Origin of the sequence: Bradyrhizobium sp. SUTN9-2, from assembly GCF_003122645.1 — a bacterium.
GTDB lineage: Bacteria > Pseudomonadota > Alphaproteobacteria > Rhizobiales > Xanthobacteraceae > Bradyrhizobium > Bradyrhizobium yuanmingense.
The window spans coordinates 7443065-7459676 of the sequence record NZ_LAXE01000001.1 but is presented as its reverse complement, the minus strand read 5'-3'; the positions used below and the strand labels follow the sequence as shown (position 1 = coordinate 7459676).

At 66.1% G+C, this 16612-nt stretch carries 9 protein-coding genes; 4 read left to right on the top strand and 5 right to left on the bottom strand.

The genetic code is table 11. The features are described 5' to 3' along the window. The first annotated feature begins 98 nt into the window (after positions 1-98). The gene (locus XF30_RS34510) at positions 99-1124 is read left to right on the top strand and encodes a histone deacetylase family protein (protein WP_036026779.1); all 1026 of its coding nucleotides are present in this window, start codon (positions 99-101) and stop codon (positions 1122-1124) included. Between the two features lie 28 nt (positions 1125-1152). Here the strand turns inward: XF30_RS34510 and XF30_RS34505 are convergent, their stop codons facing one another. The 3 genes from XF30_RS34505 to XF30_RS34500 all read right to left on the bottom strand — a co-directional run bounded on the left by XF30_RS34505 (position 1153) and on the right by XF30_RS34500 (position 8860). Then, on the bottom strand, positions 1153-1884 hold the full coding sequence (locus tag XF30_RS34505) for a 4'-phosphopantetheinyl transferase family protein (RefSeq protein ID WP_109145184.1): 732 nt from the start codon (positions 1882-1884) through the stop codon (positions 1153-1155). A 221-nt stretch (positions 1885-2105) separates the two neighbouring features. Beyond that, positions 2106-2276 (bottom strand): hypothetical protein, encoded by a 171-nt coding sequence (locus tag XF30_RS38735; protein WP_167361674.1) that lies wholly within the window; start codon positions 2274-2276, stop codon positions 2106-2108. Between the two features lie 140 nt (positions 2277-2416). After that, on the bottom strand, positions 2417-8860 hold the full coding sequence (locus XF30_RS34500) for a non-ribosomal peptide synthetase (protein ID WP_109145183.1): 6444 nt from the start codon (positions 8858-8860) through the stop codon (positions 2417-2419). 136 nt (positions 8861-8996) lie between these two features. Here XF30_RS34500 and XF30_RS34495 point away from each other — a divergent pair, with 136 nt between their 5' ends. The 3 genes from XF30_RS34495 (at position 8997) to XF30_RS34485 (ending at position 14301) form a co-directional block, all read left to right on the top strand. Continuing rightward, complete coding sequence (locus tag XF30_RS34495; RefSeq protein ID WP_109145182.1) at positions 8997-12461, top strand: ATP-binding protein; 3465 nt, start codon at positions 8997-8999, stop codon at positions 12459-12461. A 1-nt stretch (position 12462) separates the two neighbouring features. Then, a complete protein-coding gene (locus XF30_RS34490; RefSeq protein WP_109145181.1) occupies positions 12463-13257 on the top strand; it encodes a protein-L-isoaspartate O-methyltransferase family protein in 795 nt (264 codons plus the stop codon). A 96-nt stretch (positions 13258-13353) separates the two neighbouring features. After that, complete coding sequence (locus tag XF30_RS34485) at positions 13354-14301, top strand: DUF6492 family protein (protein ID WP_109145180.1); 948 nt, start codon at positions 13354-13356, stop codon at positions 14299-14301. A gap of 104 nt (positions 14302-14405) precedes the next feature. Here XF30_RS34485 and XF30_RS34480 read toward each other — a convergent pair whose 3' ends face one another. Both XF30_RS34480 and XF30_RS34475 read right to left on the bottom strand, forming a co-directional pair. Further along, complete coding sequence (locus XF30_RS34480; RefSeq protein ID WP_109145179.1) at positions 14406-15473, bottom strand: endo-1,4-beta-xylanase; 1068 nt, start codon at positions 15471-15473, stop codon at positions 14406-14408. Then, the gene (locus tag XF30_RS34475) at positions 15470-16558 is read right to left on the bottom strand and encodes a glycosyltransferase (RefSeq protein WP_109145178.1); all 1089 of its coding nucleotides are present in this window, start codon (positions 16556-16558) and stop codon (positions 15470-15472) included. The genes XF30_RS34480 and XF30_RS34475 overlap by 4 nt, the downstream gene beginning before the upstream one ends. Positions 16559-16612 lie beyond the last annotated feature (54 nt).

The following is a 16612-nucleotide window of genomic DNA, read 5'->3' as shown; positions in this document are numbered from 1 at the left end:
AGCGCGACGATGGACGGCATTCTTCTTGCTTGCATCCGGCGGCCGTGGCGATCAAGACTCTGCGGCACGTCCAGTAGCAGGCGACCACGGAGTGTTGAGTGAAAGCCGTCCATACCGAGCTGCACCGCAGCCACGATCCGCAATTCTTCTTGGTGCGTGGTGTCGTCAAGCGCACCACAGAGCAGCCCGAGCGCGCCGATCGCCTGCTCAGGGGATTGAAGGACGGCAGGCATCAACTGGTCGAGCCAACCAAGTTCGGGCCCGGTCCGCGCGCACGCGTTCACAGTCCGGAATACCTGTCGTTCCTCAGCGAAGCCTGGGACGCCTGGACGGCGCTCGGCGATTCCGGCCCGGAGATGATCGGCAATATCCATCCCGTGCGCCATGCCGCGACCTATCCGACCCACATCGTCGGCAAGCTCGGCTGGCATACCGCCGACACCGCAGCGCCGATCGGCCCGGGCACGTGGGCCGCGGCCTGCGCCGCCACCGATGTTGCGGTGACCGCAGCGCAGATGGTGATGGATGGCGAGGACGCAACTTACGCGCTCTGCCGTCCGCCCGGCCATCACGCCTATCGCGACATGGCCGGCGGCTTCTGCTTCCTCAACAACAGCGCGATCGCGGCGGCGCATCTGCGGCAGAAGCATGAGCGCGTCGTGATCCTCGACGTCGATGTCCATCACGGCAACGGCACGCAAGGCATCTTTTATGCCCGGCCCGACGTCTACACGATCTCGATCCATGCCGACCCCGTTGCGTATTATCCGTACGTATGGGGCTATGCCCATGAGCGCGGCGAAGGACCCGGCCTCGGCACCAACCTCAACATTCCGCTTCCCATCGGCACCGGCGATGACGGCTATCTCCAGGCGCTGGACATCGCGCGCAAGGCGATCGAATCCTTTGCACCCGGCGCCCTCGTCATCGCACTCGGCCTCGATGCCTCCGAGCACGATCCGCTCAAGGGATTGGCCGTCACCACACCCGGCTTCCGCCGCATCGGCCAGGCCATCGCGAAGCTGGGCCTGCCGACCGTGCTCGTGCAGGAAGGCGGCTATCTCTCGGACATTCTCGGCGCCAACCTGACCTCTGTGCTGGCAGGATTCGAAGAAGCGCGGTGAGATCGCTTCGCCTCTCCGCTTGCCCGCCTCACTCAGCCGCTTCGCGGAGGGGCCAGGCATGGCGGCTGATGGGAAGGCCGCCGTCGGTGCGGGAGCCGTCGGCGATCGCGAGGCGATGCGCGGGCGATGGCGAGCACAGCGAGAAGCGCCAGGCGTCCGGATCGTCGACGATGTCGGGCTTGAAGCTGATCTCGATGGCCTCGTGTGACACCTGCATGGCGAAGGCGTCGAGCGGCAGATTCAGCCCGAAGCCCCTGGCTTTCAGATAGGCCTCCTTGAGCGTCCAATAGTCGAAGAAGCGCTCGATCGCCGCCGGCTCCGGCAGTCCGCGCAAGGCTTCGACCTCTTCCGGCGCAAAGAAGCGAAGCGCGGTGGACAGCGGCGCGACGCGCCGCGACACGGTTTCGACGTCGACCCCGACGGCCTCATGCCGCGACACCACGCAGGCGACGCAGCCGTCGGCATGCGACAGGCTGAAATGCAGCGCGGTCGAGGTGGCTGGTGCTGCGACGAACGGCCGGCCATAGCGGCCCGCGCCAAACGACCAGTCGGTGGGCGCGACGTTGGAAGCGACCTGTGACAGCGCCAGGCGCAACATCGCATGCGCGAAGATGTATTGCCGCCGATGCCGCTCGAACACGAAGCGATCGGCCCGGGCCCGCTCGTCGACCGAGAGCAGGCGTCGGCACGCCTCCGCCGCGCCCGGCACGTCAATGCTCTCGATCAGTCCGACAAAGAGTTCGATTCTGTCGTCTGCCATCAATTGGGCCCATGGCGTCGGGCGAGGCCAAATCCCTCGGTGCCGACGGAAGAAACAACTGCGCAAGAATCAGCCGAGAGGACCGTACCTAGCGGTCCACCCGGGCGAATTCTTGTCGATTTGCAGGCCGGTTTACAGGCGCAAGCTTGTGCGAGCCCCCAAACTCGACACGCAAGCGGCCGCTCTGCGAAGATTCGTACGGCCGTCCCCGACCGACGAGTTTACTTCTTCTTGGACTTCTTCTTCTTGGACCCGCGCAGAGCCTTAAGGCTGGCGTCGACATCCTTCAGTGCGAGCTGGAGTTTTTGCTTCTCGAAATTGAGCAGGTCTTGCAGCGCCTTGCGGTCCTCCGCGCTGAGCGAGGTCTTCTTGGTAAATTTGATGAAACCCATAACACTCCCCCGGTTGAAAATGATCATCCCAAATCAAAATCCGAGAATAATCTTGCGCGACGACGCCAAATAATCAAGCTGCAACTTGATCATTCACAGCTTTGGGGCGTGAACCCGTATTCTGGCGCGATGTCGCGGCATCAAGCGGCCCTGCGCGCGAGCAATCTGCCGAGTGGTGCGTTGGGCTGGGCGATCGCCGCCGTTAGCAGGGCGACGAGGTCCTCCATCCATTCGCCGACCGCTCGGCCCTCGAGCAAATCGCGCTTGTAATTGCAGGAGCCGGTAATGCCGGTCGGGCGCTCCTTGAGCATCAGCGACAGCCAGGTCTGGTCGATCGGCAGCACCGGCTGGCCTTCGCGCGTGACGTTGCCGATCGATTCCGTCGCGAGATCCGGGAGATCGAGCGGCCGGCGCAACGGATTCTGCAGCGTGAAATAGACCTGGAGCAGCGAGGCCGGATCGATCCCCTCCTGCTCCAGTCGATCGGCCAGGACGTTGAACGGCAGCTCCTGCCGCGCATGCGCCTCGAGCACGCTCTGGCGCACCCGCAGCAGAGCCTGCGCGAAAGACAGGTCCGGCGTGATTGTCGTGCGGACGATCACCGTGTTCTCGAACGGGCCGATGATCCGGTCGGTGTCCGGCTGGGCACGATTGGCCATCGCGGTCGCGACCGCGATGTCGGTGCGGCCCGTCCGGGCCAGCAGCATGGCCTTCAGGCCGGTGAGGAAGCACATGAACAGCGTGCAATTGTGCTGGCCGGCAAACGCCGTCAACCGGGCGATCAGCTCGCGCTCGAGGCAGACCGGATGATGCCCGGTGGAGGCGCCCGGGCTCGATTCGCCGTCGAAGAGGGGACCCGCTCCGCGCAAATTCAGGATCCAGTCGGAAGCCTGGCGGCGCGCCGCGTCGGTGCCGCACCACCAGCGCTGCCAACGTGCCACGTCCGAAAAGGCCGGCGGCGGCTTCGGCAGCGGCGCGGACGGATATCCGGCCAGCGCGGCATAGCGGCTCGACAATTCCTCGAACAGCACGCCGATCGACCAGCCGTCGACGACGGCGTGATGCAGCGTCAGCAGCAGCACGTGGTCGTCGTCGTGGAGCCGCAACAGCCGGGCGCGCAACAGCGGCGCGCGCGTGGTGTCGATCGGGGTATAGGCCTCCTGCTCGATCAGGAGATCGATCTTCCTGAGCTCGAGCGCCTTGCGCCGCTTGTTGTTGTGGGAATGACCGTCGCCGATCGTCTCGACCGTCATGATTCGGCTGAGCGTGCGTGGCGCGGCGATGCGGCTTTCCGGCTCATCGCCGTTCCAGGCGAACGCGGTGCGCAGCGATTCGTGCCGGCGCACCACGTCGTCGATCGCCTTTGCCAGGGCGGCCGAATCGAGCGGGCCCTGCAGGCGGAAGGCGAAGGGCAGGTTGAGCTGCGGCAGCCCCGGCAGATTGCGCTCGATGTGCAGCATCTGGCCCTGTCCGGTGGAAGGCGCCGGCGGCCCGCCCGCAGCCGATCGCGGCAGGCTTGCGGCAGGCTTGTGCGGCTTCGTGGCCACGGTCTGTTCGACCCGCCGCGCCAACCCCTCGATCGTCGGCGCCTCGAAGATGGCCTTGATCGGCAGCGACACGCCGAGCGCCCGCGCGATGCGCGCCATCACCTGGCCGGCCAGCAGCGAATGGCCGCCGAGGTCGAAGAAATTGTCGGTAACACCGATGCGTTCGACGTTCAGCAGGTCGATCCAGATGTCGGAGAGCACCTTTTCGGTGAAGCGCCGCGCCGGGACGACCGCATCCGCGCCGGACGTTTCCGGCGGGACGGACGCCAGCAGCGCCGAGCGGTCGATCTTGCCATGGGCGTTGAGCGGCACCTGATCCAGGAACAGGAAGGCGGCGGGGATGGCGTGAACGGGCAGGCGGCTCTTCAGGAAGTCGCGCATCTCGCTGGCGCTGCTCCGGCTGCCGGGCTTGGCGACGACATGGGCGATCAGCCTGATGTCGCCGCTCGCCTCGCGGCGCGGTTCGACGATGGCAGCGCGCACGCTTGGATGCTCGGCCAGCGCGTTCTCGATCTCCTTGAGCTCGATACGATAGCCACGGATCTTGACCTGATGGTCGGCGCGGCCGAGGCATTCGAGCGTCCCGTCGGCGCGGCGCCGGGCCAGATCGCCGGTCCGGTAGAGCCGGCTGCCGGCCTGGCGCGAGAACGGATCGGGCAGAAAGCGCTGCCGGCTCTGCGCGGGATCGTTGATATAGCCGCGGCCGATTCCGGCGCCGCCGATGCAGAGCTCGCCGGTCACGCCGATCGGTTGCGGCTGGAGGTTTGCGTCGAGTACGTAGAGCTGCGTGTTCGGCAGCGGCGCCCCGACCGGAACGTTGGCCGTCGCGATCGCCGGCGCTTTGGTCAGGCGGTGCAGGGAGGCGTCGTCCGAACATTCCGAGGCGCCATAGGCATTGATCAGCGGTACCCTCGGGCAGCAGGCAAACCAGGCCCGGCAGAGCTCGACGGGCAACGGCTCGCCGGTCGAGATCAGCAGCCGCAGCTTCGCGAAGGCGCGCCGGATCGGCGCCTCGTCCATACATTCGAGAATGAGGCGCAGCAGCGAGGGCACGATTTCGAGCACCGTGATGCCCTCGCGCTCGATCTCGCGCGCCAGCAGCATCGGGTCCTGCACGATCGCGTTGCCGCAGACATGGACGCGCGCGCCGACCATCGGACCGGCGAGGAATTGCCAGACCGAGATGACGAAGCTCTGCGGCGCGATCTGCGCGATCACGTCCTTAGGCGAGAGGCCGAGTTCGGAGATGAGCGAGGCCAGATGGTTCGACAGGCCGCGCTGCTCGATCATGACGCCCTTCGGCGCGCCGGAGGAGCCGGACGTATAGACGAGATAGGCAAGGCTCGAGGCGGCGCGGCGTGCGGCGCGGGCCGGCTTTGTCGACCCGGATGCAAGAGCGTCGTCGAGCTCGGCCACCGGGATGCGCTCGACCAGCGGTTCGAGCAGGGCCTCGACCATGGCAGACTGAGCCCGCCCGGTCAGCAGCACGCGGGCACAGCTCGATCCGAGGATGGTCGAGAGCCTTGCCGTCGGCTGGTCGGGATCGAGATTGAGGAAGGCCGCGCCGACGCGCTGCACCGCGATCATCGCGGCGAGCAGGTCGGGCCCGCGCTCCGCGAGCAGGGCAACCACGCTCTCGGCGCCGACGCCCTCACGGGCAAGCCAGCGCGCGGCCGCCCCAGTGCGACGCGCCAGCTCGCGATAGGTCAGGGACGTGCGACCGTCCGAGACCGCGACTGCGTTCGGCGTCTTCCTCGCCTGGCGCTCGAAGCGTTCGCTCAAGTTGCCGCGTGTGGTGAAATTGGCCGGCATGCCCCGGCCTTTTGCCAGCGCTTGCCGACGTTCGGCCTCGGTCAGGAGCGGCAGGCGCGAGATGCGCTGTTCCGGATTGGCGATGACGGCCTTGAGCAGCGCCTTGAACTGGGCCGCCATGGCTTCGATCGTCGCGGCCTCGAACAGATCGGTGGCGTATTCGAAGAAGCCGGTGAAGCGGCCATCGGCCTCGACCAGTTCGAGCGTGATGTCGAACCGCGCCACCCTGGGATCGACTTCCAGCCGCCGGGTCGACAGGCCAGGAAAGCGCGCCGCCTCGATCGAGGCGTTCTGGAGGATGAACATGATCCGGAACAGCGGATTGCCGTCGCTGCGGCGCGCCACCCGCAATGCGCGCAACACCTCCTCGATCGGAAGGTCCTGGTTGCGGTAGGCGTCCAGCGTGACCTGCCGCACCCGCCGCAACATCTCGCCGAAGCTCGGATCGCCGCTGAAATCGTTGCGCAGGACCAGGGTATTGGCGAACAGCCCGATCAGGCGTTCGCTCTCGATCTGGTTGCGGTTGGCGATCAGCGATCCCGTGGCGACGTCCTCATGCGAGGTGTGGCGGAACAACAGGCACTGGAAAGCGGCGAGCAGCGTCATGAACGGCGTGACGCCCTGGTTCTGGCTCAACGCGCGCAGCTCGGACGAGAGGAACTTTGAGAATTCAAGGTAGTGACGCGCGCCGTGTCCGCTCCAGATCTCAGGTCTTGGCCTGTCGGTTCTCAGCGGCAGCATGGTGACGCCGTCGAGCTGGGTCCGCCAATAATCGAGCTGCTCCCTGGCCGCGGGCGTCTGCGCCCAGCTTTGCTGCCAGAGTGCGAAGTCGCGATATTGGAAAGCGGGCGGCGGCAGTGCGGCCGAATGCTTCTTGCGCGTCGCGGAATAATGGACGGCGAGCTCCTGCCAGAACAGCCGCTGCGACCAGCCATCGGTGGCGAGGTGATGGACGTTGACCACCAGCGCATGGTTGTTCCTGTCGAACGACAGCAGTGTCGTCTTCAGGGGCGGCGCGTGGGCCAGGTCAAACTGATGTTGCGCAAGCCTGAGCGCCTCGCGCCGGATTGCCGCAGGCCGCCTGCCCGCAGGGCATGGCTTGAGCTTGATGCGCTCCAGCCGCGGCGTCGATGACAGCACGAGTTGCATCGGCTCGCCCTGGCGCTCGACGAACACCGAGCGCAGCGCCTCATGGCGCGTTGAGATCGCAGCGAGGCTCGCAGACAGCGCGGCGGCGTCGACCGGGCCCTTGAGGACGGCGATCTCGACGACGTTATAATTGTACCGCGTCGGGTCCAGTCGCGAGAGCACGTACATCCGCTGCTGCTGGAACGACAGCGGTGCGTCCGTGCCTGCAAGCCGGCGCCAGCCCGGCAGCGCCGTCTCGCGCCGGCTTGCGGCGGTCTCGATCCGGGCCGCAAGCGCTGCGACCGTCGGGCAATCGAAGATATCCTCGAACGAGAAGTCGACATTGAAGCGGTCGCGCAGGCGCGAGCGCATCTGTGTCACCGCGAGCGAATCCGCGCCGAGCGCGAAGACGTCCTGGTCGGCGCCGACCTGCGGCAGCTCCAACAGGCCGGCCCAGATCTCGGCGAGCTGGCTCTCGACCGCATTGCGCGGCAGCCGGGTCTCGTCGTCCGCGTCGACCGTTGCAATCAGCCCGGCGAGGGCGTTGCGCTTGACCTTGCCGCTGGCGCCCTTCGGCAGCGCCGCGACGCTGCGGATCAGGCTCGGCACTTTGTAGGCCGCAAGCCGCTTTCGCGCGAATTGGCGCAACTGGTCCGAGGTCGCCTCGGCGTTCGGCCGCAGCACCACGACGGCCGCGACGTTCTCGCCGAGCTTCTGGTGCGGGACCGCGAACACGCCGGCTTCCAGCACCGCCGGATGGCTGAGCAGGACGTCTTCCACCTCCAGCGGCGATATCTTCTGCCCGCCGCGGTTGATGACGTCCTTGATGCGGCCGACGATGAAGAGATAGCCGTCGTCATCGAGATAGCCGAGGTCGCCGGTCCTGAACCAGCCGTTGCGGAATGCGGCCCGCGTCGCCGGCTCGTCATTATAATAGCCGCGGCTCATGTTCGGCCCGCGCAGCACGATCTCGCCGTGCGCCCCGCTTGCGAGCGTGCGGCCGGTCTCGTCCATGATCGCGATCTCCGGGCCGGCGGCGCGACCGACCGACGCGACCTTGCGCAGCTCGAACCGATTGGCCGCAATCTGCGAGGCCGCCTCGGTCATGCCGTAAGTTTCGAGCACGGGAACGCCGAACGTTGTCTCCAGCCCGGCGAGAATCGTCGGCGCGAGCGAGGCCGAAGCCGACCGGATCACGCGCAGCGACGATGGTCGGGCGCGGTCGGGGTTTACTTCCGCCGCCGTCAGCAATGCGCGATGAATGGTCGGCACCGCCGTGTACCAGGTCGGTTGCAGCTCCCGCATCCAGCCGAAGAACGACGCTGCGTCGAAACCGTCGGTGCAGATCACGCTGGAGCCCGCGGCCAGCGCCGTGAGCAGGCCGGAGATCAAGCCATGGGCATGAAACAGCGGCAGGACGTTGAGCAGGCGATCATGCATCGTGAGCGACAGCACATGGCCGGCATTGTAAGCGGACAGGCAGACATTGCGATGGGTCAGCGGCACCATTTTCGGTCGCGCCGCCGTGCCTGACGTCAGCAGGATGAACGCATCGTCGTCGCCGCGCGAAGCGCCGCCGGCATTGGCCGGCCCGATCGCCGGAGCAATGAACGCGCAGCCGCCGAGATCGTGGGTGGGCCCCGCCACGAAATCGATCAATGCGATGTCGAGCATCCTGGCGGCGTCACGGCTCGCCGAGTTCATGTCGGCCCGGGTCACGAGCGCGGTCAGCTTCAGTTCGCTGAAATAGCGTTGCAGCTCGTCCGCCGTCAGATCGGGGTTGACGGGGACGCAGGCGCAGCCTGATGCGACTGCTAGCAGCGCCAGGGCAGTATCGGCGCCGCGCGGCAGCGCCACCGCGATGCGGTCTGCGGGACGGATGCCGAGTTCACGCAAGGCACGCACCAGTTGCCGGATCGACTCGGCCAGCGCGCCATAGCTGAGCGCCGGCCGGCCGGGAGCGAGGAGTGCGGGCGCCGCCGGCGTCCTGCGGGCGTAGAATTCGAGAAGGCCGCTGATATGCGCGAACACCTTCGTTTCGGCCGTGGTGCCGGCTGATGCTTCGTCCGCTCCGGATGCAATGTCCGACAACGCCATTCCCTTTTGGACCGATTAAGTTATTCTTCCAAGAAGTTGGGGAATGCGTCCAGTCCGAGGTGAAGTTTGGACCCCAAAATCTGTGGTTGAGGGGCCCTCGAGCCCTTCGACGGAGTAAGGGTCGGGCAGAATCACGATGCTGGAGAACGAGCCGAGCACGAGTTTGGAAGGTGGGCTGAATCACTGGCTCGAAAGCATCGGCCTCGGGCACTACACCGATCTTTTCGCGCAGCACCGCCTCGATATCGACGTCATCGCGGATCTCACCGAAGCCGATCTGGTCGAGCTCGGATTGCCGCTCGGCGATCGCAAGCGGCTGCAGCGGGCGATGGCGGCGCTGTTTCAAGCGGAAACCACGGAGGCGCCGGCGGAGGCGCCGCGTCCGCAAATCCGGGCGGAGGTCGGAGCCGAACGGCGCCAGCTCACCACGATGTTCTGCGACATGGTGGATTCCACCTCGCTGTCCGCGCAGTTCGATCCGGAGGACGTCCGCGACATGATCGCGGATTTTCGCGAGACCTGCGTCCGGGTGGTCAAGCAATACGAGGGCTTTGCCGCCCGTTTCGTCGGCGATGGTATCCTGGTCTATTTCGGCTATCCGACCGCACATGAGGACGATGCCGAGCGCGCGGTGCGCGCCGGGCTCGAGATCGTGCGGGTGCTGTCGACGGCACGCGCGGTCGAGCCGCGTGGTGCGCTCAGCCATTCACCCGCCGTCCGCATCGGGATCGCGACCGGCCTCGTTGTGGTCGGCGACCTCGTCGGGCAGGGCACCGAAGAACGCGACTCCGCGGTCGGGGAAACCGTCAATCTCGCGGCGCGCCTGCAAGGCCTGGCGCCGCCCAACGGCGTGGTGATCTCGGCCTCGACGCAGGCGCTGCTGAAGGGGAAGTTCGACTACCGCAACCTCGGAGTCCACGACTTGAAGGGGATCTCCGAGAAGGCCCAGGCCTGGCACGTGGTGCGCGCCTCGCGGTTGGAGACCCGTTTCGCTGCGGCGATGGGTACGCGCCTGACGCCGCTCGTCAACCGCGAGGAGGAGATCGCGCTGTTGATGGGGCGCTGGCAGCAGGCCAAGGACGGCGACGGCCAGGTCGTGGTCAAGTTCGGCGAGCCCGGAATCGGCAAGTCGCGCATCATCCAGGAGATCTTCGAGCGGATATCGGGCGACCGCCATGGACAGGTCTCGCTGCAGTGCTCGCCCTATTACACCTCCACCGCGTTCCATCCGTTCGTCGAGCAGCTCAAATTCTCCCTCGGTCTCGATCGCGAGGATTCGTCCGCGCTGTCGCTGGCGAGCCTGGAGAACGCGATCGCCGCCGCCGATGGCGACATTGAGCAGGTCACCCCGCTGTTTGCCGCGCTGCTGTCGATACCGACCGGGGACCGCTATCCGCCGCTCGAGCTGTCGCCGCAGCAGCAGAAGGATGCGACGGTCGTGGCGCTGGTCAACCATTTCCTCGGCCTTGCGCGCGAGATGCCGCTGGTGATCGCGTTCGAGGATTTGCATTGGATCGACCCGACCTCCCGCGAGGTGGTCGATCTCCTGGTCGATCGGGTGCAGAACCAGCCGATCCTGGCGATCATCACCGCGCGCTCGGAATTCCAGGCGAGCTGGAACGCGCATTCGCACATCACCACCCTAGTCCTGAACCGCTTGAGCCGGCAGTTGCGCACGACGCTGGTGGAGCGCGTCGCGGGACGCGAGCTGCCCAAGGAGGTTGTCGAGGAGATCATCGTCAAGACCGACGGCGTGCCGCTGTTCCTGGAAGAGCTGACCAAGACGGTTCTGGAATCCAATCTGCTGACCGAGCGGCACGGGCGCTACGTGCTGTCGGGACCGTGGCGGCAGCTCGCAATCCCGGCCACCCTGACCGACTCGCTGATGGCGCGGCTCGATCGGATGGGGCCCTTCAAGCGCATCGCGCAGATCGGCGCCACGATCGGCCGCGAGTTCTCCTACGAGACGCTGCATGCCGTCGCCAATACGCCGGCCGAGCAGATCGAGGCGGCGCTCAGTCATCTGCAGGAGGCCGGGCTGATCATGCGCCGCGGCCATCCGCCGGATGCGCTGTACTCCTTCAAGCACGTGATGATCCAGAACGCCGCGCATGCGAGCCTGTTGCACAGCGAGCGGCGCAAGCTGCATGCGCGGATCGCCCAGGTGCTCGCCGAGATGTATCCGGAGAGGACCGAGCGCGAACCGGAGCTGCTCGCCCATCATTTGACCGAATCCGGCCAGAGCGAGGGCGCCGCCAGCTTCTGGCTCAAGGCCGGCAAGCAGGCGGCCAAGACCGGGGCCAATCTGGAGGCGATCGGCCACCTGCGCCGCGGCCTTAACGTCGTGCAGGCCAATGCGCGCATGCAGGGCGCCGACGAGATGGAGCTCAAGCTGCGCATCGCGCTCGGCAACGCGCTGATCGCCGCCAAGGGCTACGCGGTGCAGGAGGTCGAGGAGAACTACATCCGCGCGCTGGAGCTCGGCCGTCAGCTCGATGACGACGAAAAGGTCTTCGCTGCGACGCGCGGGCTCTGGGTGTGCCATTTCATCCGCGCCGATCTCACCCGCGCGCACGATCTCAGCGTCGAGCTGTTGAAGTTTGCCAAGCGCGAGCGGCTGAACGAGCGGACGCAGCCGGCGCAGCAGACCGGCTATCTGATCGAGGCGCACCGCGCGATCGCGATGACCATGCTCTATCGCGGCCGCTTCGCAGCCTCGCAGCACCATTTGCACCGCTGCATCAACCTGTTCAGCCCCGATCTGCACTCCGACCTGATGGAACGGCACGGCATCGATCCCGGTGTCGTTTCGCTGTCCTATCTCGGTTACCTCCTGTGGTTCCTCGGTCGGCCCGACGCGGCGCGCCAGCACAGCGAGCAGGCGATCGCGAACGCCGAGAAGATCCGCCACCCTTTCACGCTCGCCTTCGCGCTGGTGTTCGGCGCCTATCTACGCCAGCATTTGCGCGACGTCGAAGGCACACGCGACTACGCCAATCGCGCCATGATCATTGCCACCGAGCACAATTTCCTGCACTGGAAGCAGCAGGCGGCGATCCTGCGCGGCTGGGCGCTGGCTCAGCTCGGCGAAGCCGACGAAGGCCTCGGCCAGATGCGCTTCGGCCTCGACGAGTACGAGGCGATGGATTCCTGGCTCGCCGGCTGCTGGTTCCGCTGTCTGCTCGCGGAAACGTACGCCAAGGTCGGGATGCGCGACGCCGCCTTGCGCGCGCTGGATGGTGCGCTTGCGACCGCAAGGCGGACCGGCGATCACTTCTATCTCGCCGAGGTCTATCGCATGCAAGGCGAGATCACGCTGGCGGGTGGCGACCCGGCGTCGGTACAGGAGGCGGAGGACCTGTTCGGCCTTTCGCTGGAGACCGCACGCAAGCAGGGAGCGCTGTCCTGGGAGCTTCGCACCGCCGTCTGCCTCGCGCGCCTGTCGCATCAAGCCGGCAAGCGCGAGTACGCAAGACTCCTGCTGATGCCGATCGTCGGCAAATTCAGCGAGGGCTTTTACGCGCCGGACCTGAAGCAGGCGATGCAGCTCCTCGATGAGCTCGGTAGCGACGCGGCGGTGCGCGAGCAGGCCGGTCTGTGACATGAGCGATCTTGCCGCCGCGCGTGCGCGCTACGCTGAGTTGATCGCCAGGCGCGAGCGGATTGCCTCGAAGCGTCTGCTCGCCGCGCTCGCCGCCGTTCCGCGCGAGGAATTTCTGCCAAGGGGACCGTGGCGCATCAAGGGCGAGGCAGCGCGCAGTTACCGGCCGACGCCCGACGCCGATCCCCTTCATCTCTACGACAACGTGCTGGTCGCGATCGATGCGCGCCGCAAGCTCGACACCGGCCTGCCGAGCCTGTGGGCGCATTTGATCGACACTCTCGACGTCAAGCGGGCGGACCGTGTGGTGCAGATCGGCTGCGGCCTCGGCTATTTCTCGGCGGTGCTGTCGATGATGGTCGGCGAGAAGGGCCGCGTCCATGCGATCGAATGCGACGAGCGGCTCGCGACCCGGGCGGCGAGCTATTTGCGCGGCTATGGCAATGTCACGGTCGTCCACGGCGATGGATGCAAGGACGTGAGCGAGCCCGCCGATGTGATCATCGTCCATGCCGGCTTCCCGCACCCGCACCCGCTCTGGCTGCGGTCGCTCCGTCCGCGCGGCCGTCTTCTGGTGCCGCTGACGCAGCGCGACCGCGAAGGTGCCGCCCTCAAGATCACGCGGAGGGCCAGGGGTTTCGAGGCAGAGGCGATCCAGCAGATCCGGATCTTTCCCGGCCGGGGCCGCGGCGTGACCGCCCTCGACGACCGCGTCGCCGACTGGTGGCAGCGCGCCTCAGCCCCGGCGCCGCTCCGCTTTCGCGGGCTGGAGCGGGGGCTGCCGTCGGATGGCTAACACTTCGTTTCGCTTTACCTTGATTTCGATCGTGAGTTTCCGGCATCTCGCATTGCCGCTATCAGTGCCGGTCTGATGGCCATTTGAGCGTGCTCCATGCATTCCGTTGCCCTGCTGACTGCCAGCTACGCCAAGGATATCGAACGCTTTTCGCTGCTCAGCGAGAGCATCGACACCTGGCTGTCGGGATACACGCGCCATTATGTACTCGTTAACGATGAGGACGTGCCGCTGTTCGCGCGCTTCGCGTCCGACAAGCGGGTCATCGTTCCGGCCTCGCGCTATCTGCCGAAATGGCTGTTCGCGCTGCCGCCGGCGCTCCAGTTCGGCAGCCGGCGCGTCTGGCTGTCGCTGCTGTCCTCGCCGGTGCACGGCTGGCACATCCAGCAGATCCTGAAGATCGCCGGCGTCCTCAACGCGCCCGAGCAGCGCGTCTGCATCCTGGATTCGGACAATCTGTTCTTCCGCGAGTTCGACGTCAGCCGATATGCCGGCGCCGAGACGACGCCGCTGTTCGTCACGCGCAAGGCGATCGCCGCCGACCACCCGTTGCACGGCCTGTGGCTGCGCACCGTCGACCAGCTTCTCGGCATCAAGGAGCGCGCGTTCCCGGCGGACGATTATGTCGGCAACGCGCTGGTGTGGGACAGGGACACTGCGCGTGCGATGACGGACGCGATCAAGTCGGCGACCGGCCTGAGCTGGGCGCTGGCGCTGTGCCGGAAGAAGAAGTTTTCGGAGTATCTGCTTTACGGAAACTTCGTGGCGACCTCGCCGGAACACCTGGCGCGACATCGGCTCACCGAAGACAGCATCGCGGTCTCGCACTGGGACGACACGCCGCTCGACCGCCCGGCCATCGAAGCGATGATGCGCACGGCCTCGCCCGAGCAGGTCGCGCTTTGCATTCAGTCCTATTCGTCGACGTCGATCGCCGACATCCGCGACGTGTTCCGCCTGTCCTCGCGCGAGCGGCGCGCGCCGAGCCTGGCCCCCGATCATATCGGCGATGTGGCCGCGTTCGAAACGCCGAAGACACGCTGATTTCTAAAGCATGATCCGGAAAAGTGAATAGCGGTTTTCCGAAAAGATCATGCTCGAACAATAATCTAAAGCGCGATGACGATTCATCCTAATCGCATCGCGCTTTAGCCGTCCTTCGTGAACTTGCTGATGACGTCCATGAACGGCTTCGGCTTGAACTCGCCGTCGAGCGGCAGGGGGCGGTTCGGCTGCTTGTCCTTGCGGGCAAAGGTGCCGTTGATCCAGCTGTAACGGTCCGAGATGCCCCAGGTCAGGATCGACCGCACCGGGCCGCTCGCGGCAACGGCCGTCAGCAAGTCGTCGACGCGCTTGGCGACGACGGCGTCGCGCTCCGCAGGACTTCCCGCCAGCTTCTGGTCGTCGACGTCGAGCTCGGTGATGAGAACCTCGAGCCCCCAGGAACGCAGCTCGGTGGCGAATTCGGCGAGCCCGTGCGTGTCGATCTCGAGCTCGGCGTGCAGATGCGCCTGCAGTCCGACGGCGTGGAGCGGAACGCCCTGATCGAGCAGGTCCATGATGAGGGTGCGATAGGCCGCCCGCTTGGCGATGAACGAGTCCTTCGCCGACTCGATGTCATATTCGTTGATCGCGAGCTTGACGAAGGGGTCGGCCGCGGCCGCCGTGCGGAACGCCAGCGGAATCCAGCGATCGCCGAGATGTTGCGTCCAGAAGGTGTCGCGCCGGTCTTTCGGGCTGCGCGGATTGTCCGGGATCGGCTCGTTGACGACGTCCCACGACGTCAGCTTGTCCTTGTAGTAGGAAACGACGGTGCCGATGTGGTCGAGATAGGCGCGTTCGACGCCCTTGCTGCCCTTGATCTGCTTGGTCCAGTCCGGAATGTCGTGATACCAGGCGAGTGCGTGGCCGCGCATGGTCAGATCGTTGTCGCGCGCGAAATCCAGGATCGCGTCGGCGCGCTCGAAGGTGAACGTATGGGCGTCCGGCCGCAGCATCGGCCATTTCAGCTCGAGCACCGGCACCACCTGCGTGCAATAGGTGCTGATGGCCTCGCCGAGCCGCGGATCGGCTTGCAGGTCCCAGAGCGTGGCGGCTGCGCCGTAGCCCGGGCGGCGTTGGACGCGTTTCGAGGCCGGCACCGCGGACGCCGATGCGCCCGCCGCGAGCGTTGCGACACTGCCGAGCAGGAATTCGCGTCGGTCGAGCCCGGTCACGCGTGCCGCTGCATCGCGGCTTCCGCGATTTCGTAATAGTGAAGCGCGCCCTTCTCGAGCGTCAGGCGGTCCAGCACATAATCGCGCGGCGCGAAGCCTCCTGCGTCGACCTGCGACCAGAAACGGCCCCAGCCCGCCGCGAAGCTGCCCGCATCAGTGAAGGTCATGCCGCAGCGCGCGTCGAAATAGGGCACCGAGGACACGTTGCCCTCGTATCGCACCTTGTCCGGGAAATATTTCGGATCCTGCCAGGGTCCGCCGCGATCCCAGGCGAAGACGGGCACGCCGCTCGACAGTGCTTGCTGGCAGGCGATGCCCTGGCTCTCGTGCTCGCAGAGGAAGATCATGCTGCGGCAGCGCGCCAGCGCGGTCTTGTAATCCTCTTCCTTGTAGTGCCCGTAGCGGATCGTTTCGACCGTGCGTCCGCTGGCTTCGAGAAACTTTCGGATCGGCTCGATCAGCTCCGGTTGATACCGGTCGTAATCCCAGCGGACCTTGTCGTAGAGCAGCACGTCGATCTTCTTCTGCGCGGCCGGCGCCGGGACCCACAGATCCGTCTCGATGCCGACGGGCCAGGCACCGACATGGGGCCAGTGCGGACGGAACATGTCGGCATACCAGGCGCACGGCAACAGCACCTGCCTCACGTCGAGATCCTCTAGAGTTTCTGGTGCGTCGATTGGATGGTCATACATGGCGACGCCAAGCAGCAGTGGATTCTTCCACTTGAACCAGTCGAGCACGAACGGCCGGCCGATGATGCAGGCCAGTTCCTCCGGATGCTTCCGAATGTAGCGATAATCGTTGACGCGGTAGCGAATGCCAAGCCGATCGAGACCTGCGCACAGATTGAGCAGAACGCGCCGCTGTCCGCTGATGAAGGACTTGCCCAGCAGCAACCGGCGCAGCAGCGGCCGAAGGTGACGGTCGCCGGGAAACCAGCGGTCGTCTCGTTCCTCGAAGAAGAGGTTGAGGACCATCCTGTCGCGGCCCTTCGCGCCGGGATACGCCGGAGCCGCGGGAGCAGTGGCGGTTCGACGCGGGAGGGAGGTCGATCTCGCCCGTGTTCGTTCGACAACGTCCATATCAGTTACATCAGTGCGTCGGAGGAGTCGGGCGACGTTTCGCTATCATTGCTT